General features: G+C 55.8%; 25 protein-coding genes, 1 tRNA gene and 3 pseudogenes. 10 read left to right on the forward strand and 19 right to left on the reverse strand.

Features of this window, described 5'->3' with window-relative positions; genetic code table 11:
* Window positions 1–21: 21 nt before the first annotated feature.
* Window positions 22–693 (reverse strand): NAD-dependent deacylase, encoded by a 672-nt coding sequence (locus QTO30_RS19895; RefSeq protein WP_340425764.1) that lies wholly within the window; start codon window positions 691–693, stop codon window positions 22–24.
* Between the two features lie 111 nt (window positions 694–804).
* Here QTO30_RS19895 and QTO30_RS19900 point away from each other — a divergent pair, with 111 nt between their 5' ends.
* Both QTO30_RS19900 and QTO30_RS19905 read left to right on the forward strand, forming a co-directional pair.
* Window positions 805–1,236: a hypothetical protein gene (locus tag QTO30_RS19900; RefSeq protein WP_340425765.1), complete on the forward strand. Its 432-nt coding sequence runs from the start codon at window positions 805–807 to the stop codon at window positions 1,234–1,236.
* Window positions 1,236–1,664 (forward strand): low molecular weight protein-tyrosine-phosphatase, encoded by a 429-nt coding sequence (locus QTO30_RS19905; RefSeq protein ID WP_340425766.1) that lies wholly within the window; start codon window positions 1,236–1,238, stop codon window positions 1,662–1,664. The genes QTO30_RS19900 and QTO30_RS19905 overlap by 1 nt, the downstream gene beginning before the upstream one ends.
* Here QTO30_RS19905 and QTO30_RS19910 read toward each other — a convergent pair.
* The gene (locus tag QTO30_RS19910) at window positions 1,621–1,950 is read right to left on the reverse strand and encodes an arginine transporter (RefSeq protein ID WP_340425767.1); all 330 of its coding nucleotides are present in this window, start codon (window positions 1,948–1,950) and stop codon (window positions 1,621–1,623) included. The genes QTO30_RS19905 and QTO30_RS19910 overlap by 44 nt on opposite strands.
* Window positions 1,951–2,311: 361 nt before the next feature.
* On the opposite strand from QTO30_RS19910, the gene QTO30_RS19915 reads away from it, so the two are divergent.
* Window positions 2,312–3,361: a Hint domain-containing protein gene (locus QTO30_RS19915; RefSeq protein WP_340425768.1), complete on the forward strand. Its 1,050-nt coding sequence runs from the start codon at window positions 2,312–2,314 to the stop codon at window positions 3,359–3,361.
* Between the two features lie 147 nt (window positions 3,362–3,508).
* Window positions 3,509–5,307, forward strand: a pseudogene (gene lepA, locus QTO30_RS19920) (translation elongation factor 4).
* A gap of 185 nt (window positions 5,308–5,492) precedes the next feature.
* Here lepA and QTO30_RS19925 read toward each other — a convergent pair.
* The 4 genes from QTO30_RS19925 to QTO30_RS19940 all read right to left on the reverse strand — a co-directional run bounded on the left by QTO30_RS19925 (window position 5,493) and on the right by QTO30_RS19940 (window position 7,407).
* Window positions 5,493–6,125 (reverse strand): hypothetical protein, encoded by a 633-nt coding sequence (locus QTO30_RS19925; protein ID WP_340425769.1) that lies wholly within the window; start codon window positions 6,123–6,125, stop codon window positions 5,493–5,495.
* A gap of 55 nt (window positions 6,126–6,180) precedes the next feature.
* The gene (locus QTO30_RS19930; RefSeq protein WP_340425771.1) at window positions 6,181–6,633 is read right to left on the reverse strand and encodes a hypothetical protein; all 453 of its coding nucleotides are present in this window, start codon (window positions 6,631–6,633) and stop codon (window positions 6,181–6,183) included.
* A 108-nt stretch (window positions 6,634–6,741) separates the two neighbouring features.
* The gene (locus tag QTO30_RS19935) at window positions 6,742–6,888 is read right to left on the reverse strand and encodes a hypothetical protein (RefSeq protein ID WP_340425772.1); all 147 of its coding nucleotides are present in this window, start codon (window positions 6,886–6,888) and stop codon (window positions 6,742–6,744) included.
* Between the two features lie 150 nt (window positions 6,889–7,038).
* Window positions 7,039–7,407, reverse strand: coding sequence for a hypothetical protein (locus QTO30_RS19940; protein WP_340425773.1), 369 nt, complete (start codon window positions 7,405–7,407; stop codon window positions 7,039–7,041).
* 79 nt (window positions 7,408–7,486) lie between these two features.
* Between QTO30_RS19940 and QTO30_RS19945 the strand changes: the two are divergent.
* Window positions 7,487–8,224, forward strand: a pseudogene (locus tag QTO30_RS19945) (alpha/beta fold hydrolase).
* 72 nt (window positions 8,225–8,296) lie between these two features.
* A complete protein-coding gene (locus QTO30_RS19950) occupies window positions 8,297–8,410 on the forward strand; it encodes an entericidin A/B family lipoprotein (protein WP_055291933.1) in 114 nt (37 codons plus the stop codon).
* Between the two features lie 10 nt (window positions 8,411–8,420).
* On the opposite strand, the gene QTO30_RS19955 is transcribed toward QTO30_RS19950, so the two are convergent.
* The 10 genes and pseudogenes from QTO30_RS19955 to QTO30_RS20000 form a co-directional block, all read right to left on the reverse strand.
* Entirely contained in the window at window positions 8,421–8,609 is a 189-nt protein-coding gene (locus QTO30_RS19955) for a CTP synthetase (protein ID WP_340425774.1), read from the reverse strand.
* 486 nt (window positions 8,610–9,095) lie between these two features.
* Window positions 9,096–9,500, reverse strand: a complete 405-nt coding sequence (locus tag QTO30_RS19960) for a hypothetical protein (protein ID WP_340425775.1) — start codon at window positions 9,498–9,500, stop codon at window positions 9,096–9,098.
* 151 nt (window positions 9,501–9,651) lie between these two features.
* Window positions 9,652–10,077: a Crp/Fnr family transcriptional regulator gene (locus QTO30_RS19965; RefSeq protein ID WP_340425985.1), complete on the reverse strand. Its 426-nt coding sequence runs from the start codon at window positions 10,075–10,077 to the stop codon at window positions 9,652–9,654.
* 321 nt (window positions 10,078–10,398) lie between these two features.
* Complete coding sequence (locus QTO30_RS19970; RefSeq protein ID WP_340425777.1) at window positions 10,399–10,842, reverse strand: arsenate-mycothiol transferase ArsC; 444 nt, start codon at window positions 10,840–10,842, stop codon at window positions 10,399–10,401.
* Between the two features lie 40 nt (window positions 10,843–10,882).
* Window positions 10,883–11,360 (reverse strand): annotated as a pseudogene (locus QTO30_RS19975) (UPF0262 family protein).
* A complete protein-coding gene (gene hisD / locus QTO30_RS19980) occupies window positions 11,357–12,667 on the reverse strand; it encodes a histidinol dehydrogenase (protein ID WP_340425778.1) in 1,311 nt (436 codons plus the stop codon). The pseudogene QTO30_RS19975 and the gene hisD overlap by 4 nt, the downstream one beginning before the upstream one ends.
* An 83-nt stretch (window positions 12,668–12,750) precedes the next feature.
* Window positions 12,751–13,167: a VOC family protein gene (locus QTO30_RS19985; protein WP_340425779.1), complete on the reverse strand. Its 417-nt coding sequence runs from the start codon at window positions 13,165–13,167 to the stop codon at window positions 12,751–12,753.
* Between the two features lie 85 nt (window positions 13,168–13,252).
* Window positions 13,253–13,732, reverse strand: coding sequence for a DUF2948 family protein (locus QTO30_RS19990; protein WP_340425780.1), 480 nt, complete (start codon window positions 13,730–13,732; stop codon window positions 13,253–13,255).
* Window positions 13,729–14,994, reverse strand: a complete 1,266-nt coding sequence (gene murA / locus QTO30_RS19995; RefSeq protein WP_340425781.1) for a UDP-N-acetylglucosamine 1-carboxyvinyltransferase — start codon at window positions 14,992–14,994, stop codon at window positions 13,729–13,731. The genes QTO30_RS19990 and murA overlap by 4 nt, the downstream gene beginning before the upstream one ends.
* Before the next feature lie 6 nt (window positions 14,995–15,000).
* Entirely contained in the window at window positions 15,001–15,150 is a 150-nt protein-coding gene (locus QTO30_RS20000) for a hypothetical protein (RefSeq protein WP_340425782.1), read from the reverse strand.
* 283 nt (window positions 15,151–15,433) lie between these two features.
* On the opposite strand from QTO30_RS20000, the gene QTO30_RS20005 reads away from it, so the two are divergent.
* From QTO30_RS20005 to QTO30_RS20015, 3 genes are all read left to right on the forward strand, one after another.
* Window positions 15,434–15,508, forward strand: a tRNA-Thr gene (locus QTO30_RS20005).
* A 466-nt stretch (window positions 15,509–15,974) separates the two neighbouring features.
* The gene (locus QTO30_RS20010) at window positions 15,975–16,247 is read left to right on the forward strand and encodes a hypothetical protein (protein WP_076618640.1); all 273 of its coding nucleotides are present in this window, start codon (window positions 15,975–15,977) and stop codon (window positions 16,245–16,247) included.
* A 234-nt stretch (window positions 16,248–16,481) separates the two neighbouring features.
* Complete coding sequence (locus QTO30_RS20015) at window positions 16,482–16,664, forward strand: site-specific integrase (RefSeq protein WP_340425986.1); 183 nt, start codon at window positions 16,482–16,484, stop codon at window positions 16,662–16,664.
* 75 nt (window positions 16,665–16,739) lie between these two features.
* On the opposite strand, the gene QTO30_RS20020 is transcribed toward QTO30_RS20015, so the two are convergent.
* Complete coding sequence (locus QTO30_RS20020) at window positions 16,740–17,042, reverse strand: type II toxin-antitoxin system RelE/ParE family toxin (RefSeq protein ID WP_340425784.1); 303 nt, start codon at window positions 17,040–17,042, stop codon at window positions 16,740–16,742.
* 3 nt (window positions 17,043–17,045) lie between these two features.
* The gene (locus tag QTO30_RS20025) at window positions 17,046–17,303 is read right to left on the reverse strand and encodes a type II toxin-antitoxin system ParD family antitoxin (RefSeq protein WP_340425785.1); all 258 of its coding nucleotides are present in this window, start codon (window positions 17,301–17,303) and stop codon (window positions 17,046–17,048) included.
* Window positions 17,304–17,401: 98 nt separating this feature from the next.
* Here QTO30_RS20025 and QTO30_RS20030 point away from each other — a divergent pair, with 98 nt between their 5' ends.
* Window positions 17,402–18,118 carry a hypothetical protein gene (locus tag QTO30_RS20030; RefSeq protein WP_340425786.1) on the forward strand — a complete coding sequence of 239 codons (717 nt, stop codon included), beginning with the start codon at window positions 17,402–17,404 and terminating at the stop codon, window positions 18,116–18,118.
* Here QTO30_RS20030 and QTO30_RS20035 read toward each other — a convergent pair.
* On the reverse strand, window positions 18,027–19,352 hold the full coding sequence (locus QTO30_RS20035; protein ID WP_340425787.1) for a hypothetical protein: 1,326 nt from the start codon (window positions 19,350–19,352) through the stop codon (window positions 18,027–18,029). The two genes, QTO30_RS20030 and QTO30_RS20035, sit on opposite strands and share 92 nt — an antisense overlap.
* Window positions 19,353–19,422 lie beyond the last annotated feature (70 nt).

Here is a 19,422-nt window from a genome sequence, read left to right on the forward strand (position 1 = left end):
CCGGGGCCAAAGGTCCAGCCCTCAGCTTAGTTCTGCGACCCAGGACGGGACAACCTCAGTTGCCGGGCCAAAGAGGTGGTCATCAAAGGCATTTGCCCGCGCTGACGCTTCCAGATTGATTTCGAGCGTTTGACCGCGTGCCAGTTCAACAAGGCCTGCGGCAGGATAGACCTCGGCCGACGTGCCGATTGCCACGAATAGATCGGCACGTTCAACAGCCTCGGCAATCGCGTCCATGTGATAGGGGATTTCGCCAAACCAGACGATATCCGGCCGGGTCGTTGCGGCCCCACAAGACGGGCAAGCATCAGACGGGTCCATCACTAAGGGCGCATCCCATCGCGCCCCGCAGGACGCACAAAGGGCACGCATCAGCTCACCGTGCATATGGACCACGTTGAGCGATCCGGCGCGGCTATGTAAATCATCAACGTTTTGGGTGATCAGCGTGATATCATGGGCAGTTTCCGCCAATTGCGCCAAAGCCACGTGGGCCGCGTTTGGTGAGGCCTCTGCGCAATTGGCGCGGCGCGCGTTGTAGAAGTCATGCACAAGGGCCGGGTTGAGGGCAAACCCCTCGGGCGTTGCGACTTCGTTCAGATCATAACGTGTCCACAATCCATTCTTATCCCGGAAGGTGCCCAAACCGCTTTCCGCCGATACACCGGCACCTGTTAAAATCGCTATCTTCATGCGCCCAGTCTGGCCTTCAAGTGGGCGTCGCGGCAAGCCATTTGCGCCAAGTTGGCGTGATCGCGTGATCTTAGCTATGATCCACAAAAAGAAAGAAAGGGAGGGACGACCATGGCGAAAACGCCAATACACCTATGGATCGTGGGAATTGTGTCGCTGTTCTGGAACGTTGGCGGGGCAATGGACTATGTAATGACACGGACAAATGCCGCTGAATATCTGGCGGCTCAACCGCCTGAACGACTGACGATGTTGAAAGACGCGCCAATGTGGTTTGGTGTCGCCTGGGCGGTGGGAGTCTGGTTTTCCGTAATTGGATCGTTGCTGCTGTTGCTACGCTCTCGGTTCGCTGGTGCGGCTTTCGCGCTATCATTGATCGGGCTGATCGGGTCGTCGATTTATACCTACGTCATTGCGGACGGCGGCAGCATGGTTGCCGCAGCGGGAACGGCGGCGATTGTCTTTACCATCGCTATTCCTGTGATCCTTGTTTTGCTTTGGATCTACGCGCGGGCCATGACCCGGCGCGGCGTTTTACGCTAATGCGGATCGTTTTTGTATGTCTGGGAAACATCTGCCGCTCGCCTGCGGCTGAAGGGGTGATGCATAAGCTTGCACCTGATTTGACGATTGACAGCGCTGGCACCGGTGGGTGGCGTGTTGGTGATGCGCCTTATGGTCTGATGCAAGACGCGGCAAAGGCCCGGGGCATTGACCTGAGCGCGTTAAGGGCGCGGCAGTTCACAATTTCGGACTTTGAAGACTTTGACCTGATCGTCGCGATGGATCGGCAAAACAAGGCGGATATCGAGCGGCTTCGTCCAGCAGGCAATGCGACGCCTGCGCAACTGATGGCCGCGACAGATGTGCCCGATCCCTACTATACGCGGGATTTCGATGGAGCGTTGGACATGATCGAAGCGGCTGCTAGGCGTCTACTGGCCGACATATCTCAGATGCGAGATCAGTGAAGGCGCGATAGCGATCCCAAAACCGCTCATCGGCGCTGCGGTCGGATTGGCGGGTGTCCTGTGCCAGCTGCGGGTCTTCAAAGAAGGTGACAGCGCGCGCCTGATCCCGGCCTGAAAGAGATTGATTTGCGACCTGTTGAACGCAGGAACATAACGCAGGCGATGCCGCCCGGCGGTCTGCCTCTAGACAGGCGCGTGAGATATCACCCGTCGCGCCACCGCCGCCGCTGCCGCCACCACAGGCCGCCACCGATGCCAAAGCACCCGCCAATAAGAAATACCGCATTCGCCTATCCTCTGCCCGGCCCCCGGTTTGTTCCGGTTGATCCATTAAGGTTGCGCCCCACAAAGGTGAGTATGCCGGGGTGAGGGCAACGATGCAATTGGGGAATATCGTCTAGCCGATCTACAAAGGGCTGCGGTTGGGGTGGCCGCCTTCCCAACCCGAATGAAGTGAAACTTGCCTGAAGATCAGGCATTCATGTATAGCTTGTAAGTTGATCTAAAATACGCCTTTCGCGAGTATGTTGCGTTGGGAACAGAATAGAACGTGTCGGATGAATAAAGATTGTAGTGAGTTTTGAACCTGTCAGCGAAAGTCTTGGTGTTCAGAACCTGACAGCAAACCGAGGTGAAGGAAGAACCACATGCCAGTCATCGCGACATTCAAAGCGATACAGTTTGGTGCGTTCAGCAATCCTCCGGCCGGTGGCAACGATCCATTCGTTTTAGCGAATGACAATGCTGATGATTTCTTGAACGTCTCTATTGATGACGATGATACGGTAATTGATGGCGACACGATCACCAATGAGGTGCCTGACGACGGCAACCAGATTGCAACTGTTACGGATTCTGACGGAAATCTCGTCTCTACCGACGCCTGCTATATCGAGTGGACTGCGACATATACCGGGGCGAACGGCCAGGTTATTGAGGTTTGGCGATTTGAACTCGACAATGGCTTAAGGCTTTTTGCCGTCTCGGAGATACCCGAGGCTGGTGTTGTGTTCACGACCAATAACAAAGATCAGGGTGCAGATAACCTTGACCCCGCTGACGTTCCCGACACACCATGCCTGACCCGGGGCACGCTGATCAAAACGGCTGATGGGTTGCGGGCGATTGAAACTTTGCAGAAAGGCGATTCCATTGCGCTGTTTGACGAAGGATACGCCACGCTGCGCTGGATTGGTGCGCGCACCTTTGGCCCGTCAGAGCTGAAGTCAAAACCAAAACTATTGCCGATCCGGATTGTGCAAGGGGCGCTGGGCGAAGGGTTGCCCCAACGGGATATGCTTGTCTCACGGCAGCACAGGATGCTTGTGCGGTCAATGATTGCGATGCGGATGTTCGGGTCGCCCGAGGTTCTGATCGCGGCAAATAAGCTAACCCATCTGCCGGGTATCTTTGTCGATCACGGTATCGGATCAGTCACTTATTATCACCTGCTCTTTGATGATCACGAAATCATTCTTGCAGAAGGCGCGCCAACCGAAAGCCTGTTTACCGGACCTGAGGCATTGTCAGCGCTTGGTCCGGATGCACGGGAAGAAATATCCGAGATTTTCCCGGCTTTGCGCGCATTAGATTATGCGCCGGTACCCGCGCGACTGATCCCCGCCACCAAGAAACAAAAAGAGCTGGCGCTCCGGCATCACAAGAACCAAAAGCAACTGTTCAACCTGACCAGTTAGATCCATGTCGTTCGCGTGGGTTAGGGCTCCGACCTGATGCAGATCCTGTTGCTATCCCGGTTGACCGGGATAGTCACGTGGCGCTGGTGGATTGGCCACCACACCATCTCGCTTGACCAACCCTGAAAACCCCACCATATCCCTGCCATGACTGATCTTTCGCATATCCGTAACTTCTCGATCGTGGCGCATATTGACCACGGCAAATCGACGCTTGCTGACCGCTTGATCCAATCCACCAACACGGTGGCCGATCGGGATATGAAGGCGCAGCTTCTCGATAGTATGGATATCGAGCGCGAACGCGGGATCACGATCAAGGCCAACACGGTGCGCATCGACTACAAAGCCGACAATGGCGAGGATTATGTCCTTAACCTGATCGACACCCCCGGCCACGTCGACTTTGCCTATGAGGTATCGCGGTCCATGCGGGCCGTTGAAGGCTCCCTGCTGGTTGTGGACAGCACCCAGGGGGTGGAGGCGCAGACGCTGGCCAATGTCTACCAAGCCATTGATGCCGATCATGAAATCGTACCCGTCCTGAATAAGATCGATCTGCCCGCAGCGGAATGCGACCGGGTGGCCGAACAGATCGAAGACGTGATCGGCATCGACGCATCCGGCGCGATTCAGGTCAGCGCCAAAACCGGCATTGGGATTAAGGACACGCTGGAAGCTATCGTCAACCTGCTGCCCCCGCCTGAGGGTGACCGCGATGCGCCGCTCAAGGCGATGCTGGTGGATTCATGGTACGACAGCTACCTCGGCGTCATCGTTCTGGTCCGCGTCATCGACGGGGTGATGAAAAAGAACGACCGGGTTAAGTTCATGTCGAACGGCACGATCCACGGGATCGACAAGATCGGCGTGTTCCGCCCGCAGATGCAGGACGTGGCCGAACTGGGGCCGGGTGAGATCGGGTTCATTACGGCCTCCATCAAGCAGGTGCGCGATACCCGAGTGGGGGATACGATCACCTCGGAACGCAAAGGCTCCGAGGTGGCGCTGGACGGTTTTAAGCCCGCACAGCCGGTGGTGTTCTGCGGGCTGTTCCCCGTGGACAGCTCCGAATTCGAAGACCTGCGCGATGCCATCGACAAGCTGGCGCTCAACGATGCGTCCTTCAGCAATGAGATGGAAACGTCAGCGGCCCTCGGCTTCGGCTTCCGCTGCGGCTTCCTCGGGCTTCTTCACCTCGAAGTCATCCGCGACCGGATTGAGCGGGAATACAACATTGAGCTGATCACGACGGCGCCGTCGGTCATCTACCACGTCTACATGCGCGATGGAGAGATGATCGAGTTGCACAACCCCGCCGACATGCCTGACATGACCCATGTGGACCATCTGGAGGAACCGCGGATCAAGGCCACAATCCTTGTGCCCGATGACTACCTCGGCGATGTGCTGAAACTCTGTCAGGATCGGCGGGGGTACAGCAGGACCTGACCTATGCAGGCTCCCGCGCGATGGTGGTCTATGACCTGCCGCTGAACGAGGTGGTATTTGACTTCTATGACCGGCTGAAATCCGTGACCAAGGGCTATGCGTCTTTTGATTACCAGATGACGGGGTATCAACAGGACAATCTGGTGAAAATGTCGGTGCTGGTGAACGACGAACCCGTCGATGCGCTGTCCATGATGGTGCACCGTGACCGGGCCGAGATGCGCGGACGGGCGATGGTCGAAAAGCTCAAAGATCTGATCCCCCGCCACATGTTCAAAATCCCGATCCAGGCGGCCATCGGCGGCAAAGTCATCGCGCGCGAGACGCTCTCCGCACTGCGCAAAGACGTGACGGCCAAATGCTATGGCGGCGACGCGACGCGGAAACGCAAGCTCTTGGACAAGCAGAAGGCCGGTAAGAAAAAGATGCGGCAGTTCGGGAAAGTGGATATCCCTCAGGAAGCGTTTATTTCGGCGTTGAAGATGGATGGGTAGGTTGGACGAACTAGTTTCAACATAGCAACGTTGTTTTGTGTCAAGTGAGCAGTCTAGTCACCATCTTTTGCGATACTCCAAGTTTATGGTCCGGAAGTCGCGGGTTATCTTTGATGCTTTGTCGGCTTGACGGAAATGGACTGCACTTCGGGTTCATCCTGCAATGAACTACTCCTGAAACAGACCTACTTTATGGCATCTTTGATCTGGCGAATTGCCTCTTCTTCGAAAAGAGTATCAATTGACCCTTCAGGATTAGGGGTGAAAAAGAGTTCTTCATAGCTAGTCGTCACTGGAACCATACTAGGGCCAATCAGATTTTGTTCGGTACCTTCCTGAAAACCAAGTAGGTTTGGGTCAACAAATCCCCGTATCCGATATGTGCCGTCTTCGTTTCGTGAAATTGACTCCAGCTGGCCAAATGAGCTGCCATCTTCGTTGAAGAAGATCGACTTGCGCGCAGATTCGGTTATCGCTGCGAGAGTGAATGTGCCGTTGTTTCGAGAGTCACATGTATCTTCGACTGCGCGCACTTCGGAAAGCTCCATGCTGACTCGTGTACCATCACAAAACTCGAAATTCTGGCCAGTCATTACCGCTTCGGGTCCTGTTAGAAAGTATCCAAGCCGCGGGCGGATATTACTTAGGAGCCTGTAGTGGGTCGCGATCCTCTGATCCGCCTCAGTTTGCGAACTTTGAGCCACGGCAGCGACAGTCTGGCCCAGACAAACTGCTGCCGTGAGCAGTCCGCGTGTGACTAAGGATCTAAGTACGTCACCGTAATTTGCCCGGTTTGCAAAGGAATGCGGATTATCCATTTTTCCTTTTTTCCCGTTATTGTGCCGACGACTATTACGCTATCTGCGGTTGTAACTAGATGCAATAACGGTGGAACCCCCCGGTGCCAAACAAACGTTCCAATTCTGTTTGTTGCTGTTGCGATAAAGCTATGTGGTTCAGATGTGCCGTTTGCGACTCAGCCAATCTCATTCCTGCCGACCTGCTGGTAGCCAAAGAGTACAGTATGCAAAAGGAAACGAGAGGGACTATCACAAACTTGAGCCATTCGTCTGAGTCGCCCACGCCGGACCGAACCGCCTTTGTTAGCAGTGCCAAAAACGCCGCCAAGGCATACAGCAATTGGTCGTCCCTAAAGCCGGACACAATAGCGATAACTGAGTGAGAGAGGATTTCATTGACACTAGAAGGAACTTCCCAAAGTCCAACGTCAAAATATAGATAGTATCCGTAAAGGAAGGAATATCCCACGAGATAGAGCGACGCAGAAAGCAAGGTTATGGCGATCGCAAGTCTAACGTCGGTCATTCCGTTCCTCCCAAGCAAAAACTAAGAAAAGTGTCATAGTTTAAGGTTAACGACACGATAACGCCTCGAACTCCAAAGTATAGATGTCGCGTCTTTCGCTAGAGGAACTCAAGAATGACCCCGTACCTCCCGCCATCCATCCTCATCCACCGCCTTCAACCGCTTGAGCGCCGCTTCCGCCTCGGCCCGGAGCGCCGCTTTCGCGTCGCGCTTCACCACCTCCACCTCGGCCACCAGCGTGTCGACTTCGGGCAACGACGTGCCAGTCGCCGCCGAGCCGAGGTTGATTGCGCGTTGACGACCGGCGGGCACCCGACATCAAACAAAGCCATGAACCCGACGAGACTATAATACTCAACTACGACGACAGCCGCAGAGAGAGCGCATTCTCATCGACACTAAATCTCAGACGAACCCCCGCACCCAAAGCACGAATAGCAGTAAAACGGCCGTTACCAGCAAGGCAAGTGCAATCGACGCCACCAGATTGAGCGCCGCATCGCGCCGTTGTGTCGCGATATCAACACTGCCCAGATGGGCCATGACGTTGCGGTGCGCCCTTTGCGCCTTTGCCATATCAATCATTTTGGCCAGCTTTGGATTTGCGGCCAAGGCAACGCCCTGCGCCAGATAGCTCGCATCCTGGCGTACCCGGCGCGGTAGCAGCCGCCCCGCCTTGCGGATCTGCGCGTCAAGGGACTTGCCACGCACGCGTAGCTGACCCTCCATCGCCGCACGCACTTCGTCCACCATCTGTTGCAACGTCTTTGCCATGGCGCACCGGGTAAAGGCTCGGGGCGATTTGCTCAATCCCTCTGGTCCCCGGCGGCGCGGAAGGGTAGCAAGTAGATGCATGTTGAACACGGTGACATATGACGGGCCTGCTGGCCCACCGCTGCTGATCGCGCATGGGCTCTTTGGGTCGGCGCGCAACTGGGGGTGATTGCGAAGCGGTTGTCGGCCGCGCGGACCGTGATCGCAGTGGATATGCGGAACCATGGCAGCAGCGATTGGTCCGATAGCCACAGCTACGCCGATCTGGCGGGTGATCTGGCCGACGTGATCACCGAACCTGCGGATGTGCTGGGGCATTCGATGGGGGGCAAGGCGGCGATGGTGCTGGCGTTGCAGAACCCCGCTTTGGTCAACCGCCTGATCGTCGCCGATATCGCGCCGGTCAGCTATGGGCACAGCCAGATGGGACCGATTGAGGCGATGCGCCGCGTTGATCTGGCAACCATCGAAAACCGAAGCAATGCGAAAACACAGCTCGGCACTTTGGAACCGGGTGTCGCCGACTTCCTGCTGCAAAGCCTTGATATGAAAGAGGGGCGCTGGCGGCTGAACCTTGATATCCTCAGGGCCGAAATGGATAAGATCATCGGATTCCCCGACATCACGGGGCGGTTTGACGGACCGACGTTGTTCCTGTCAGGCGGCGCATCCGACTATGTGCAACGCGAAGCGCGGCCCCAAATCAAAACCCTTTTCCCCAACGCCAAATTCGCCAAAATCCCCGGCGCTTAGCCACTGGCTGCACGCCGAAAAACCGCGCGAGTTTGAGGCTGCAGTCAGCGCTTTCCTTGGCTGACAGACACAGCCTTGCCCGCCCCGGCGCGGCCCGCTAATCTGCGGTGAAATCGTCTAACGAAAGAGACCCATCATGACCCGTATCGCCCTGATCATCGCCATCCTCGGCTTGGCCGCATGTGAAACCGTACAAGGGGTGGGCCGCGATATCACCAACGCCGGGGCCGCGATCGACCGCTCACTTTAGGGCGCGCCTATCAGCCTTTGTTGGTCGTGATGGCCTGCGCCACATAGTAGCTGACAGGCATGGCCAGCACGGCCCCAACACCCGCCGCAATCACGATGGGCACCAATGTGTCATACCCGGCGGTCAGGGCCGCGATAACCAGAATACCGGCCATTGTTGTGCCGATGAATGAATAAAGCATGGATGCAAGACGCAGCATTGGGATCACTCCAGTGAATGTGATGTGCAAAGCTTAACAATCGGGGGTATGCCGCGTCATTGACTCAGGTCAAACGCGCGTGGATCTAAACACAAGAATATGATTTTATTTGTAAAATATTGAGTAGCGGTGCGCTCACACGGAGCGCATTCGAACTGCATCATGCCTAATTCTGATGATGCCGCAACTGATCAAATTGACTACCCCGCAGCTCAATGCCGCAGATCGAGTGCCGCCTGACTTTCCACCTACCTCATCTTTGGTGCACCCCGCCTGACGCGGAAGGCGCTGCGCCAGTCGTTCCAACCCGTCCGGCGTCATCTTGCAAAGCGCAGTAATAAGCGCCGATTTTCAATCCTCCTCGTCGGTTGGGCGCCATGTCACGCGTTCGGTTGATACCAACCCATCTAGTACTGTTGAATGAAGAAATGGCCGCTCGCCGCGTTGAGTTGGCCATTCTGAAAACAGCCAACCACATCGCCTAAGTCACGCGGTGTCGCGTGGACGGAGAAGGAACAGGCCCCCCAAGCCTCCGATCGTGCCGATCACATGGTTCATCTCTGCGACGACGTCCGGCGCGTGTAGACCCCAGACCGGCCAAGCCGCCCACCAACCAAGATAGTAGAATACGGCCATGAAGGTCACGATGCCCCAGGCCTCGCCAGTGAGTTTCGCAGCCCTGACAGCGACCCAAACCAGCAGCAGGTTGACCCCTAGCGCCAGCATCGCGCCGCGAAACGCATGGTAATTTGAATGGGTCGGCGCATCGGGCAGATTCACAGACTGAAACTCTGGGTTCCAGGTAAAGTTGATTGTGTACCAAAAGCTGATGAAGCCCCCGATCAGGCCAAGCAAAAGCAAAAGCCGACCGACCAAAATTCTTGAGTTCATTTCACGTTTCCTTTGTGGCGGCACGTAACCGCAGTGTCATTCAAGTGCAATTCACGCTCTTGCAAAGTGAAAACTATGCCCATCGAAGGAGGGAACAGCACCTTCTCCGGCCTGCCGTATCGTGGGCGGGGGCTTCACGCCTTATCTTTTGTTAAGAGAGGTGTGCTTTCTTGCGAATTCTGCTGAGCGAGACCGGTGTTATCCCAAGATAAGACGCTATGTAGTGCAGTGGAACGAAATCCAGAATGTCTGGTTCTTCTGCGATCAAGGCCCGGTACCGCTCTTCCGGCGTTCTCGCAATACGGTCCACGAAAAGGTCTTGATAGTTCACCAAGCAGTGGACCATGACTGATTCCATGTAATCCTTCAGGCCAGGAGTTCGCGCTGCCTCCCGCTCGAACTCGGCTTTGCCCAGCAAACGCACCACACAAGGTGTAATGGTCTCAAGTTCGTATTTACTTGGTTCTTCGGTGTGCATGTTCTGCAAAGAGGCGCAGAGTTCGCCGGGCAGGAAGAACTTTACTGAGACATCCGCACCATCCTTGTTGTGCCAGAGCCGAATACAACCAGACTCAATGAAGTAGGCGTCTTAGCTCACATCGCCGAAGTGTAGAAGCGTGCAGTGTTTCGGAAACGTCTTGGAAACGCCGAGCCGTGAGAACAATCCTTGTAGCTCATCCGAAACCTTCATGTGTGCTTTCCTACCCTTCAATCGCCCGCAGACAGCCTTTTGCATTGGTAATAGTGGCAAGTCGCAACGCGCAAGCTGTCCGCACGCCCATCTACGCAATTGCCAATCGCATCACAAAGCTACCGAAGCAGACATTGATTCTGAAAAATGCTAAAGCGGTTTTGCCTCAAAGCAGCCTATTGATGGTGCCGTCATGTCTTGTCAGCTTCATTCCATCTCGGCGCTTACCCCCGGACCCCAGCGCGCGATCAACCGCTCTTTGATCTGGTCGCGTGCCTGCCGGTAAAGATCCAGTCGTGCTTCGCGGTTGTCGCCAAGGCCGGTGGGGTCAAGGATGGGCCAGTACTCGACATCCAGATGGTAAAACTGCGTCAGGTCCAGCGCGCGCCGCTGACTGGTAGGCGACAGCGCCAGCACCAGATCAAAGGATGACAGGTCATCGCCCCAATCCTCCATCTCATCGAAGGAACGTGATCGGTGGCGCGACAGTTCCACGCCAATCTCGGCGCAGACGGCGATGGAGAAGCCATCAATCTCAAGGTCGTTTTTCACGCCGACCGACTGAATATAGCACTCGGTCCCATAGAGCTTTTTCATGATCCCTTCGGCCATCGGCGAACGGACTGAGTTGTGGTCACAGCAAAACAGCACCGACTGCGGAAGGTCTTCGTATTTGCCCCCTCCGCCATCTTCAGCCCCCGAAGTGCAGAACGCAGATAAGGGTGAACAGGCGGCGTGCCGTATCGACGTCGACGTCTGCTTTGCCCTCAAGCCGTTCCTGCAACACCCGCGCGCCTTCGTTGTGGATGCCACGACGCGCCATGTCGATCGTCTCGATCTGGCTGGGGGCAGGGTTTTGACGGCATCAAAATAGCTTTCGCAGATCTGGAAGTAGTCCTTCACGACCTGCCGAAACGGGCCAAGCGACAGATGAAACTCACCCGCCGGATTGTCATCTTCCTGCTTGAGGTCAAACACCAATCGGCGTTCCTTGATCGACAGGTTCAGTTTGTAGGGACCGGCTGGCACATCACGTCCATCGCGGGCGGGCATGGTAAAGCTGTTGTCTTCCAACAGATCAAACATCGCCACTTTACGCTCCTGATCAATCTCAGGGGTGGGGGTGGCAGATTGCGATCATCAATCGCGATGTGGGTGATTTTGCTCATGGCTCACCTCGGTTCAAACGGTCCAGACGGGCGCGCACGGACAGACCGTGTGCCTCAAGGCTTTCGGAAATGGCAAGGCGTTCCGCCGATGGGCCGATCGCGGCCAAAGCGTTGGGTGTCATGCGTGACAGGGTCGTGCGTTTGATAAAGTCCATCACTGACAATCCACTCGAAAACCGTGCCGACCGGGCGGTGGGCAGAACATGGTTTGGACCGCCAATGTAGTCACCAATCGCCTCGGGTGTCCAACCCCCAATAAAGACCGCACCGGCATGGGTGATCTTGTCGGAAAGGGCGTTGGCATCAGCGGTACAAATCTCCAAGTGTTCCGGCGCGATACGATCTGAAAGAGTTGCAGCTTCGTCAAAGTCGCTCACAGTGATGACGGCCCCAAAATCACGCCAGCTCGGACCTGCAATGGCGCGGCGTTCCAGCGTCTCAAGCCGTTTCTCGACCGCCTGCGCGACGGCCTGACCAAAGCCCGGATCATCGGTCATCAGGATCGATTGCGCACTCTCGTCATGCTCGGCCTGACTCAGCAGATCGAGCGCGATCCAATCCGGATCATTGTCCTTATCCGCAATCACCAAAATCTCGGACGGCCCAGCGATCATATCAATGCCAACTTTGCCAAAAACCCGGCGCTTGGCCGCGGCGACAAAGGCATTGCCGGGGCCGGTGATTTTATCCACCGGCGCAATCGTTTCGGTGCCATAGGCGAGGGCCGCAATAGCCTGCGCACCACCAATCCGGTAAATCTCATCCACGCCTGCAATCTGTGCTGCCATCAAAACCAGCGGATTGGTCACACCATCCGGCGTCGGCACGACAATCGCCAGACGCTCCACGCCCGCCACCTTCGCCGGGATCGCGTTCATCAAAAGGGACGACGGATATGATGCCAACCCGCCCGGCACATAGAGCCCAGCCGCAGATACAGCCGTCCAACGCCAGCCGAGCGTTGCCCCAACCTCATCCGTCCACATCGCATCATCAGGCATCTGGCGCGCGTGATAGGCGCGAATACGCTCCGCCGCCATCTCTAACGCCGCTCGATCCGCGTCCGAAACTTTGGCGCATTCTGCCGCGATCTCGGCCTCGCTAAAGCGCATGGTCTCGGGTGTCAGCTCCAGCCGATCAAATTTGGCCGTCAGCTCCAGCACTGCGGCATCACCGCGTGCGCGGACATCTGCGATAATCTCGGCCACCACATGATCCACATCCGGGCTATCCTCGCGTTTTGCGCCCAGAAGGGCGGTAAAGCGGGCCTCGAAGTCGGCGTCAACGGTGGATAGAAACTGTGGCATCACATCACTCCTTGCGAGGCCACGACATAGCGGGGCAGGCAGAGGGCTTCAATGGTGAGTTGGGGGTGACTGGATAACCCGGCTTATCCGTCCCGCCCGGGTTCGTCCGGATTGCTGGAGAAGAGCGCGATCTTGTTGCCTTGCGGGTCGCGCAGGTAGCCCACATAGAATTTTGGGCCGTATGACGCCCGAAAGCCCGGCGCGCCCTCGTCAGACCCGCCAGCAGCAAGCGCTGCGGCGTGAAGGTCACGCACTTGGCGTTGATTGCGCGCCTCAAATGCAACCATCGCACCGTTCCCGGCCGAGGCCGGCTTTCCATCAAAGGTCGGTTTGACGTAGAACTCAGGCATGACGAGTACCTGTCCCCGTTCTACGGGCAGCGCGAAACTCAGGCCTTCGGGGCCTTCTTCCAATCCATATCCCAGCGCGGGTAGAAATGCCGTATAAAACCGCTTCGCAAGTGCAATGTCATCAGCGCCGACAGTGACATAGGCGATCATTCCGTGCGTTCCTTTCTGGAGGCGTGGCGAACAATGGGTGCCCTTTGGAGATGGCTCCTGGCACCTCACGGACGCGGCTGCCCGGTTAGTCGGGGTGCGATGGCGCCCGCCCTGATGGGGCGACATAGGGGCGTGTCACATCCTGCAAAATGACCTCCAGGGCTTCGACGTCTATCGCGATCAAACCGTCCCCTGCGAGGGTCAGTTCCAACCGGCCCGCCCCATCCTGACCAGGGATGAACGTCACGGCAAGTAGTGAAAACACCATGTCCAGGTCGGATTTATCAATCCCCTGGCTTTGCACATTCATCACGTCTTCAACGACCAAAACCGATTGTACACGCTCGTAGCTGCGCTTGCGGGCTGCGGCGTTCGGTGCATCTTCCCACCGAAAACGATTGAGTAAGATGGCGAAGCGGCGTGCTTTGCGGTCCCACTGCATCTCAACTGCCGGAAACACAGCATCCTGTACAAGGGCGGCCATCACGGCCAAATCTTCGGCATCCAACGCTTTCAGGCGCAAGGGTGCTTCGCGGCCATCCTCAAATGTGGCGTCTTGGCTCATGCTGACACCCGCTCAATCTTTGCACCTACACCGCTGAGTTTTTCCTCAATGTGCTCATATCCGCGATCTAGGTGATAAATGCGGCTGACGGTCGTTTCACCCTCTGCGGCAAGGCCCGCAAGGATCAGCGACACAGAAGCGCGTAAATCAGTCGCCATGACGGGCGCGCCCTTCAAACGCTCAACACCGCGCACAGTTGCCACACCCCCTTGCACCTCGATGTCAGCACCCATACGGATGAGTTCCGGGGCATGCATAAAGCGGTTCTCGAAAATCTTCTCTTCCAGCACCGATGTTCCCTCAGCCGTGCAAAGCATTGCCATCATTTGCGCCTGCAAGTCGGTGGGGAAGCCGGGGAATACCTCAGTCGTGACATCAACCGCCTTCGCTCGGTCAGTGCGGCGTTTCACCTTCAGGCCATCCGGTGTTTCGGTCACATCGACACCCGCGGCGTCCAGTTTCTCAACAAAGGAGCCTACGAGATCAAGACGACCACCCAAGCACTCTACTTCACCACCGGCAAAGACAGGCGCCAACATGTAGGTGCCGAGTTCAATCCGATCTGTCACAACGGGATGGGTCGCCGCACCCAATCGATCGACGCCCTGAATAGTAATCTGGCGGGTCCCTTCGCCTTCAATCTGCGCGCCCATGCTGCGCAAACACTTCGCCAGATCAACAATCTCCGGTTCGCGCGCTGCATTCTCGATCACGGTCGTGCCCTTGGCCAACGTCGCAGCCATCAACACATTCTCGGTGGCGCCCACAGACGCAAAGCGCAGCGGCACTTTCGCACCCTTCAACCCACCGGGGGCCTTGGCGTGCAGATAACCATCCTTGAGTTCGATCTCGGCACTCATCGCCTCGAGTGCGGTCACATGAATATCCATCGGACGCGCACCAATCGCACAGCCACCGGGAAGCGAGACAACGGCTTCATGATGGCGGGCAAGCAGGGGGCCAAGCACAAGATTGGAGGCGCGCATCTTGCGGACGATATCATAGTCAGCGGTTGTCGAAGTCATCGCGTGGGATGACAGGACCTGCACCTTGCCGTCCTGCATCGAGGTCACCTCAACGCCCAAAGATTGCAACAGCGCCGTCATCGTCTTGATATCCGACAGGCGGGGCGCATTTGTTAGTGTCAGCGGCTCCTCGGACAACAGCGTTGCGGGCATCAGGGTGAGCGCCGCGTTCTTCGCCCCCGCAATCGCAATTTGCCCGTTCAGGGGCGTCCCGCCCGTGACCACAATGGAATCCATACCTGCCTACTCTTTCTGTTCTTTTTCTGGGGCGGCGGCACGCGCGCGCGCTTGTGCCTTGCGTTTGGCCATATTGGCCTTGAGGGCTGCCTTCAAGCGATCCTCGCGGGTCACTGCAGTCTTGCCTGTTTTGTTTTGTTGGTCTTTGCCGTTCATGGCAGCGGTCTTACCAATCAAAGGAAAAACCGTCCAGAGAGGGCTTGCACCAAAGGGCGATTGGGTCTAATCCCCGCATCACCGGATGCTGTGGTAACTCAGTGGTAGAGCAAACTCTTGGTAAGGGTTTCCAGGGCCGTTTTACGCCGAGTTTTCAGCGGCTTAGGTCTTCAGGGGTGCGTCTGGGGGTCAAAAATTGGTGTGTTGTTTGCGGCACGCTGTTATGGTTCGGAAGGTAACGGGTTGACACTGCCCGTGGGTGAAAGCCTGAAAAGTGCAGATTGCTGCAGTAGCTCAGTGGTAGAGCGCATCCTTGGTAAGGATGAGGTCGGGAGTTCAATCCTCCCCTGCAGCACCATCCCTTCCTAGCAATAACGATTGTCGGTAGGATCGCCCCACAGAATGTATGGTGCAACGATCGTCGGAGAGCTTGCTGTTTGGCTGCCGTTCTTGGAAGATCCTAACCAAACCAATGCTCAGCGTCGTCCAAAGACTAAATTGACCAACATAAGCTTGTGTTGGCTGCTGTTGGCGCAGACAATGATGGTGAGGCGTGGCAGTATTCGCTAGGTTCGCGTATCCGAAGGTTGAGCGGTTGCCCTAAAAGCAAATATATCAGTTTGTTAATTGGTGCTGGGGGCGGAATCGAACCACCGATACGAGGATTTTCAATGCGCGTCATGGTAGGCTAAGTCATTGATATAGTTGGTACGAAATCACGCTGTGCTAGCGGTGTGCTAATGGGGTCATGAACACGCGGACCACGTTGAAATCCACGGCGGCCTGTGTTACTTAGTGTTACCAGGCGCCAGGAGCTTCGTATCATGACCATCAAAACCGCCGTTAGCTTTACAGAACGTCACCACCAATTCGCAAAGCAAAAAGTGCAAGAAGGTTCTTGTGCATCAGTAAGCAGCTTGGTCGCACAAGGCATCGAACGTTTGATGCAGGAAGAACAAGAGCGGGAGGCGGTACTCGCCGGGATGACTGAGGCAGTTAGGGCTCGATTGCAAACGCCACGATCTGAGTTCATCGAAATGGACGAAAACGACACAATGTTCGATGACATTCGGCAACGACTGTCCAAAACGGAATGAGTCCCTATCGAATTGTGCGCCATCCTCTACTGGCTGAAGATCTGATCTCCATCGCTTTGCTGATTGCCGAATATGCGGGTGCCGCTATTGCATTGCGGAAGGTCGGCGAAATTGAAGAAACGATAGGAAAACTGCGGCGGGTCCCACATGTGGGTTCAATCAGAGACCACATCGCACCCGGCCTCCGGGCAATCCCTACCGCTGGAAAAGGCGTTGTTTGCTTCGTTGTCGACGATGAACTTAAAGAGGTATTGGTGTTCACACAGTGGGCGGCGCTGGTTCATTACGCGCATGGCACATGCTGGCATTTCGCCAAAGGTGATCATGGAGCTGGCTGGGCACAAACAGCTTACAACGACGCAACGCTACATTGATGTGTCAGATGAGCAAAAGCGCAGCGCGGTGGAGGCTCTGTAGGTCTACTTGGGAAAATTCTGTTGAGAACTTTTCTGCGGAAAGTCTCCACCAATTATTTCCGGGGAAATTCGTTGCTTACTGGCCGCCAATATGAGCGTCTATGTCCATCCGTTCATGCAGCACACGGATAACCAAGATTTGATCGTCACCAATTTCCCGCAGCACAATCAGATGCCGCCCCTGTTTCAGTTTCAGCATGTTTGGATGCTTGGATTGCAAAGGACGGATCGTAGCCAAACCTTTGGCCACACGATCCATTGCCTGCTCCAAACCATCCAAGTAGCTGTCAGCTTGTTGCTCACCCCACTCCACATATGTGTAAGCGTAGATTTCGCGCAGATCAGCACGTGCAGCGCGCGTAAGTCTAAGATGTAGCAACGGTCAGGTTTCTTTGATCTGTTTTGCCAGTGCCTTGCCTTCGGCCCTAACTGCATCCCATGAGAAGTCCTCGTCCACCCCGCTATCCAAACCAACTTGGATCGCAGCATCTAAAGCGTCCATTTGCCTGTCGCGATCTTCAACGAGCCGCAGGCCCTCGCGGATCACTTCGCTTGCCGATGCATAGCGACCCGCCTCCACCTGTGTGGCGACAAAGCTGTCAAAATGCTCACCGAGGATGAACGATGTTGTCTTGGGCATGATGGCCTCCGGTAACTTATAGCAGATACTAGTATTGAGGCTGGTGCGGATCAAGTGTTTGGCTATGCTGCGTATCGTTGCAACGCAGGACACCACAGATGATCAAACTCAACCCCATAGCTGATGATGACCCTCTGCTGGACCAATCCAAGTTGCTCTACGCGTTGGAACAGACGATCCGATATGCGGAGGAAAACGGCGGCATCGGCTTGACCCAAACCAAGCTGTTCAATCGCAAGTTTGCCCATTGGGGTGCGCGGAATTTCAACTGGCCCACGTATTCAGAGGAAAAGCTGCTGCGGGTTCAAAAGGTTCTGAACGAATGGGACGTGCCCCCGGTGATGGTGATCCACGATGTGATGACCATTGCCAAATGGGGTCGGCACGTGAAGGGCAAGTTTCAGCTGTCCAAAAGCGTCAAGCAGCTGGCGCAGCATCGCGGTCAGCTCTTTGGGGAACTGACCCAACAGTTTTTGTTCCGCTACAATCATGGCCGGATGAGCCGCATCGATTTCCAGGCACCCGGGGACTGGCGGGACTTTTTGAACATCATCAACGTTGAGGCCCATGAAGGCATGACTGAACCACAGCTGGTGAAGGCGCTGTATGGGATGGACGAGCCGAATGATCCATTTGAACGGGAGTACCGCGATTATCGCTGGTTCCTATCTTCCGAGGTACTGCGCCCACTGTGCTGGATGGGTTTCCTCGAGGAAATCCGCGTCAGTGAAGACCGACTAGCGGATCGCGTTTTCTGGAAAACCCCGCTTTGGTCCAAGTGCTTGCCTTCCACTGTGATGTCACCGTTGTGCTGAACAAAAATCCTTCTAACTTAAAGTCGCCAGCTGTTTCACTGATATCCCGTGCCTGTTCCAAACGAACAGAAGATGCCGTGCCTTTGTGTTCACGCACCAGCCCTTGCATCATCAAATTTATGGACTGAACCGGCTGGCGCAAATCATGGCCAATCGACCGCATCAAATGCTGCTGGAATTCATAAGCTTTGCGCAGTTCAGCAGTACGATCATGCACCTGCTGCTCCAAGTTTTCCTCACTGCGTTTGACGGCATCAAACGCATGCAATCGATCCGTAATGGCGGCACCAATCATCAAACTGATGCCAGCGGACACCAGCAGCAGAAATTGCAGTGGCACGCGGTCGCCTTCAAACCCAAGCAGATAAGCCGTTGGTGGAGTTAACAGCGTGGTTAATGCAGTGGCTGTCGCAGCGGATGGAAGACCGCCGCGAACAGCAAAGAACACTGGCGGGATCAAAATCACATACCAAAGCGGCCCCAAGCTGGAGGCCTGCTGTGCGCCCCAAAACGCAACGAACATGGCCAGCAGGATGACTATGATTTGGAAGGCAATGACGCTCCAATCGGGAAATTCACCAAGCTTGGTTTCGCGTTCAAACAGGGATTTCAGCAGCGGCACCAAGAGCGCTGGTACGATGAACGCACCGATTGCATCCCCAACGGCCCATGGCATCAAAATGTCCCAGGCCACTGACCAAGGAAAATTGCCAACCACTGCATGCAAGGATACCCCGGACAGCGCGCCAATGAGTGCGGCCAGAATTGTCACAACCAAAATGACAATTTGGTCTCTGAGTTCATAACCCCTGCTGGGAACGCCAAACACATGCCGCAGCAGCAGGCCCGCACCGCCATAAACCGCAAACAGCCGAAAGCTGTGCAGGATGGGATCACGGTAACCTGTGTGTTCAATGCCTAAAACGCTGCAGATCACAGGGATGGCCAGCAGCAAATTTGCCACCAACGGGGCCAACAGGAACCGAACCGGCGCGACCATAGCAATGGAAAGCGTCACCCCTGCGGGCAAAAACCACAGGCTGGAATAGGTTTCAAAGAAATTGAACACATCAGCGGATTTGTAGGCCCCCAGCCAAAGCAGGATCAAACCCGCAAATATCCGTCTTTTGGGATGAGCTTCGCTCCAGCAGGTCAAACCCAAAAAGCTGAAAGCTATAAAGCCCAGTGGGACCGGCGAAATCACTGAGCCCAGTTCAAGCGGCCATGACGGCATGTTGCACCAACGAACTTGAAATTCGAATCTGGACTTCAGTGAAATCAATGCGTTGTGGTTCGCGGATTTG

The sequence above is a fragment of the Yoonia sp. GPGPB17 genome (assembly GCF_037892195.1).
Lineage (GTDB): Bacteria > Pseudomonadota > Alphaproteobacteria > Rhodobacterales > Rhodobacteraceae > Yoonia.

What these genes read in the sequence shown, in the direction of transcription:
- QTO30_RS19950 (WP_055291933.1), top strand. Translation starts at nt 8,297, where the DNA reads ATGACCCGTATCGCCCTGATCATCGCCATCCTCGGCTTGGCCGCATGT.
- QTO30_RS19910 (WP_340425767.1), bottom strand. Translation starts at nt 1,950, where the DNA reads ATGCGGTATTTCTTATTGGCGGGTGCTTTGGCATCGGTGGCGGCCTGT.
- QTO30_RS19940 (WP_340425773.1), bottom strand. Translation starts at nt 7,407, where the DNA reads ATGGCAAAGACGTTGCAACAGATGGTGGACGAAGTGCGTGCGGCGATG.
- QTO30_RS19915 (WP_340425768.1), top strand. Translation starts at nt 2,312, where the DNA reads ATGCCAGTCATCGCGACATTCAAAGCGATACAGTTTGGTGCGTTCAGC.
- QTO30_RS19925 (WP_340425769.1), bottom strand. Translation starts at nt 6,125, where the DNA reads ATGGATAATCCGCATTCCTTTGCAAACCGGGCAAATTACGGTGACGTA.
- QTO30_RS20015 (WP_340425986.1), top strand. Translation starts at nt 16,482, where the DNA reads ATGAACTTAAAGAGGTATTGGTGTTCACACAGTGGGCGGCGCTGGTTC.
- QTO30_RS19990 (WP_340425780.1), bottom strand. Translation starts at nt 13,732, where the DNA reads ATGAGCCAAGACGCCACATTTGAGGATGGCCGCGAAGCACCCTTGCGC.
- QTO30_RS20025 (WP_340425785.1), bottom strand. Translation starts at nt 17,303, where the DNA reads ATGCCCAAGACAACATCGTTCATCCTCGGTGAGCATTTTGACAGCTTT.
- QTO30_RS20010 (WP_076618640.1), top strand. Translation starts at nt 15,975, where the DNA reads ATGACCATCAAAACCGCCGTTAGCTTTACAGAACGTCACCACCAATTC.
- hisD (WP_340425778.1), bottom strand. Translation starts at nt 12,667, where the DNA reads ATGCCACAGTTTCTATCCACCGTTGACGCCGACTTCGAGGCCCGCTTT.
- QTO30_RS20035 (WP_340425787.1), bottom strand. Translation starts at nt 19,352, where the DNA reads ATGCCGTCATGGCCGCTTGAACTGGGCTCAGTGATTTCGCCGGTCCCA.
- QTO30_RS20000 (WP_340425782.1), bottom strand. Translation starts at nt 15,150, where the DNA reads ATGAACGGCAAAGACCAACAAAACAAAACAGGCAAGACTGCAGTGACC.
- QTO30_RS19955 (WP_340425774.1), bottom strand. Translation starts at nt 8,609, where the DNA reads ATGCTGCGTCTTGCATCCATGCTTTATTCATTCATCGGCACAACAATG.
- QTO30_RS19900 (WP_340425765.1), top strand. Translation starts at nt 805, where the DNA reads ATGGCGAAAACGCCAATACACCTATGGATCGTGGGAATTGTGTCGCTG.
- murA (WP_340425781.1), bottom strand. Translation starts at nt 14,994, where the DNA reads ATGGATTCCATTGTGGTCACGGGCGGGACGCCCCTGAACGGGCAAATT.
- QTO30_RS19985 (WP_340425779.1), bottom strand. Translation starts at nt 13,167, where the DNA reads ATGATCGCCTATGTCACTGTCGGCGCTGATGACATTGCACTTGCGAAG.
- QTO30_RS19930 (WP_340425771.1), bottom strand. Translation starts at nt 6,633, where the DNA reads ATGACCGACGTTAGACTTGCGATCGCCATAACCTTGCTTTCTGCGTCG.
- QTO30_RS19905 (WP_340425766.1), top strand. Translation starts at nt 1,236, where the DNA reads ATGCGGATCGTTTTTGTATGTCTGGGAAACATCTGCCGCTCGCCTGCG.
- QTO30_RS19960 (WP_340425775.1), bottom strand. Translation starts at nt 9,500, where the DNA reads ATGAACTCAAGAATTTTGGTCGGTCGGCTTTTGCTTTTGCTTGGCCTG.
- QTO30_RS20030 (WP_340425786.1), top strand. Translation starts at nt 17,402, where the DNA reads ATGATCAAACTCAACCCCATAGCTGATGATGACCCTCTGCTGGACCAA.
- QTO30_RS19895 (WP_340425764.1), bottom strand. Translation starts at nt 693, where the DNA reads ATGAAGATAGCGATTTTAACAGGTGCCGGTGTATCGGCGGAAAGCGGT.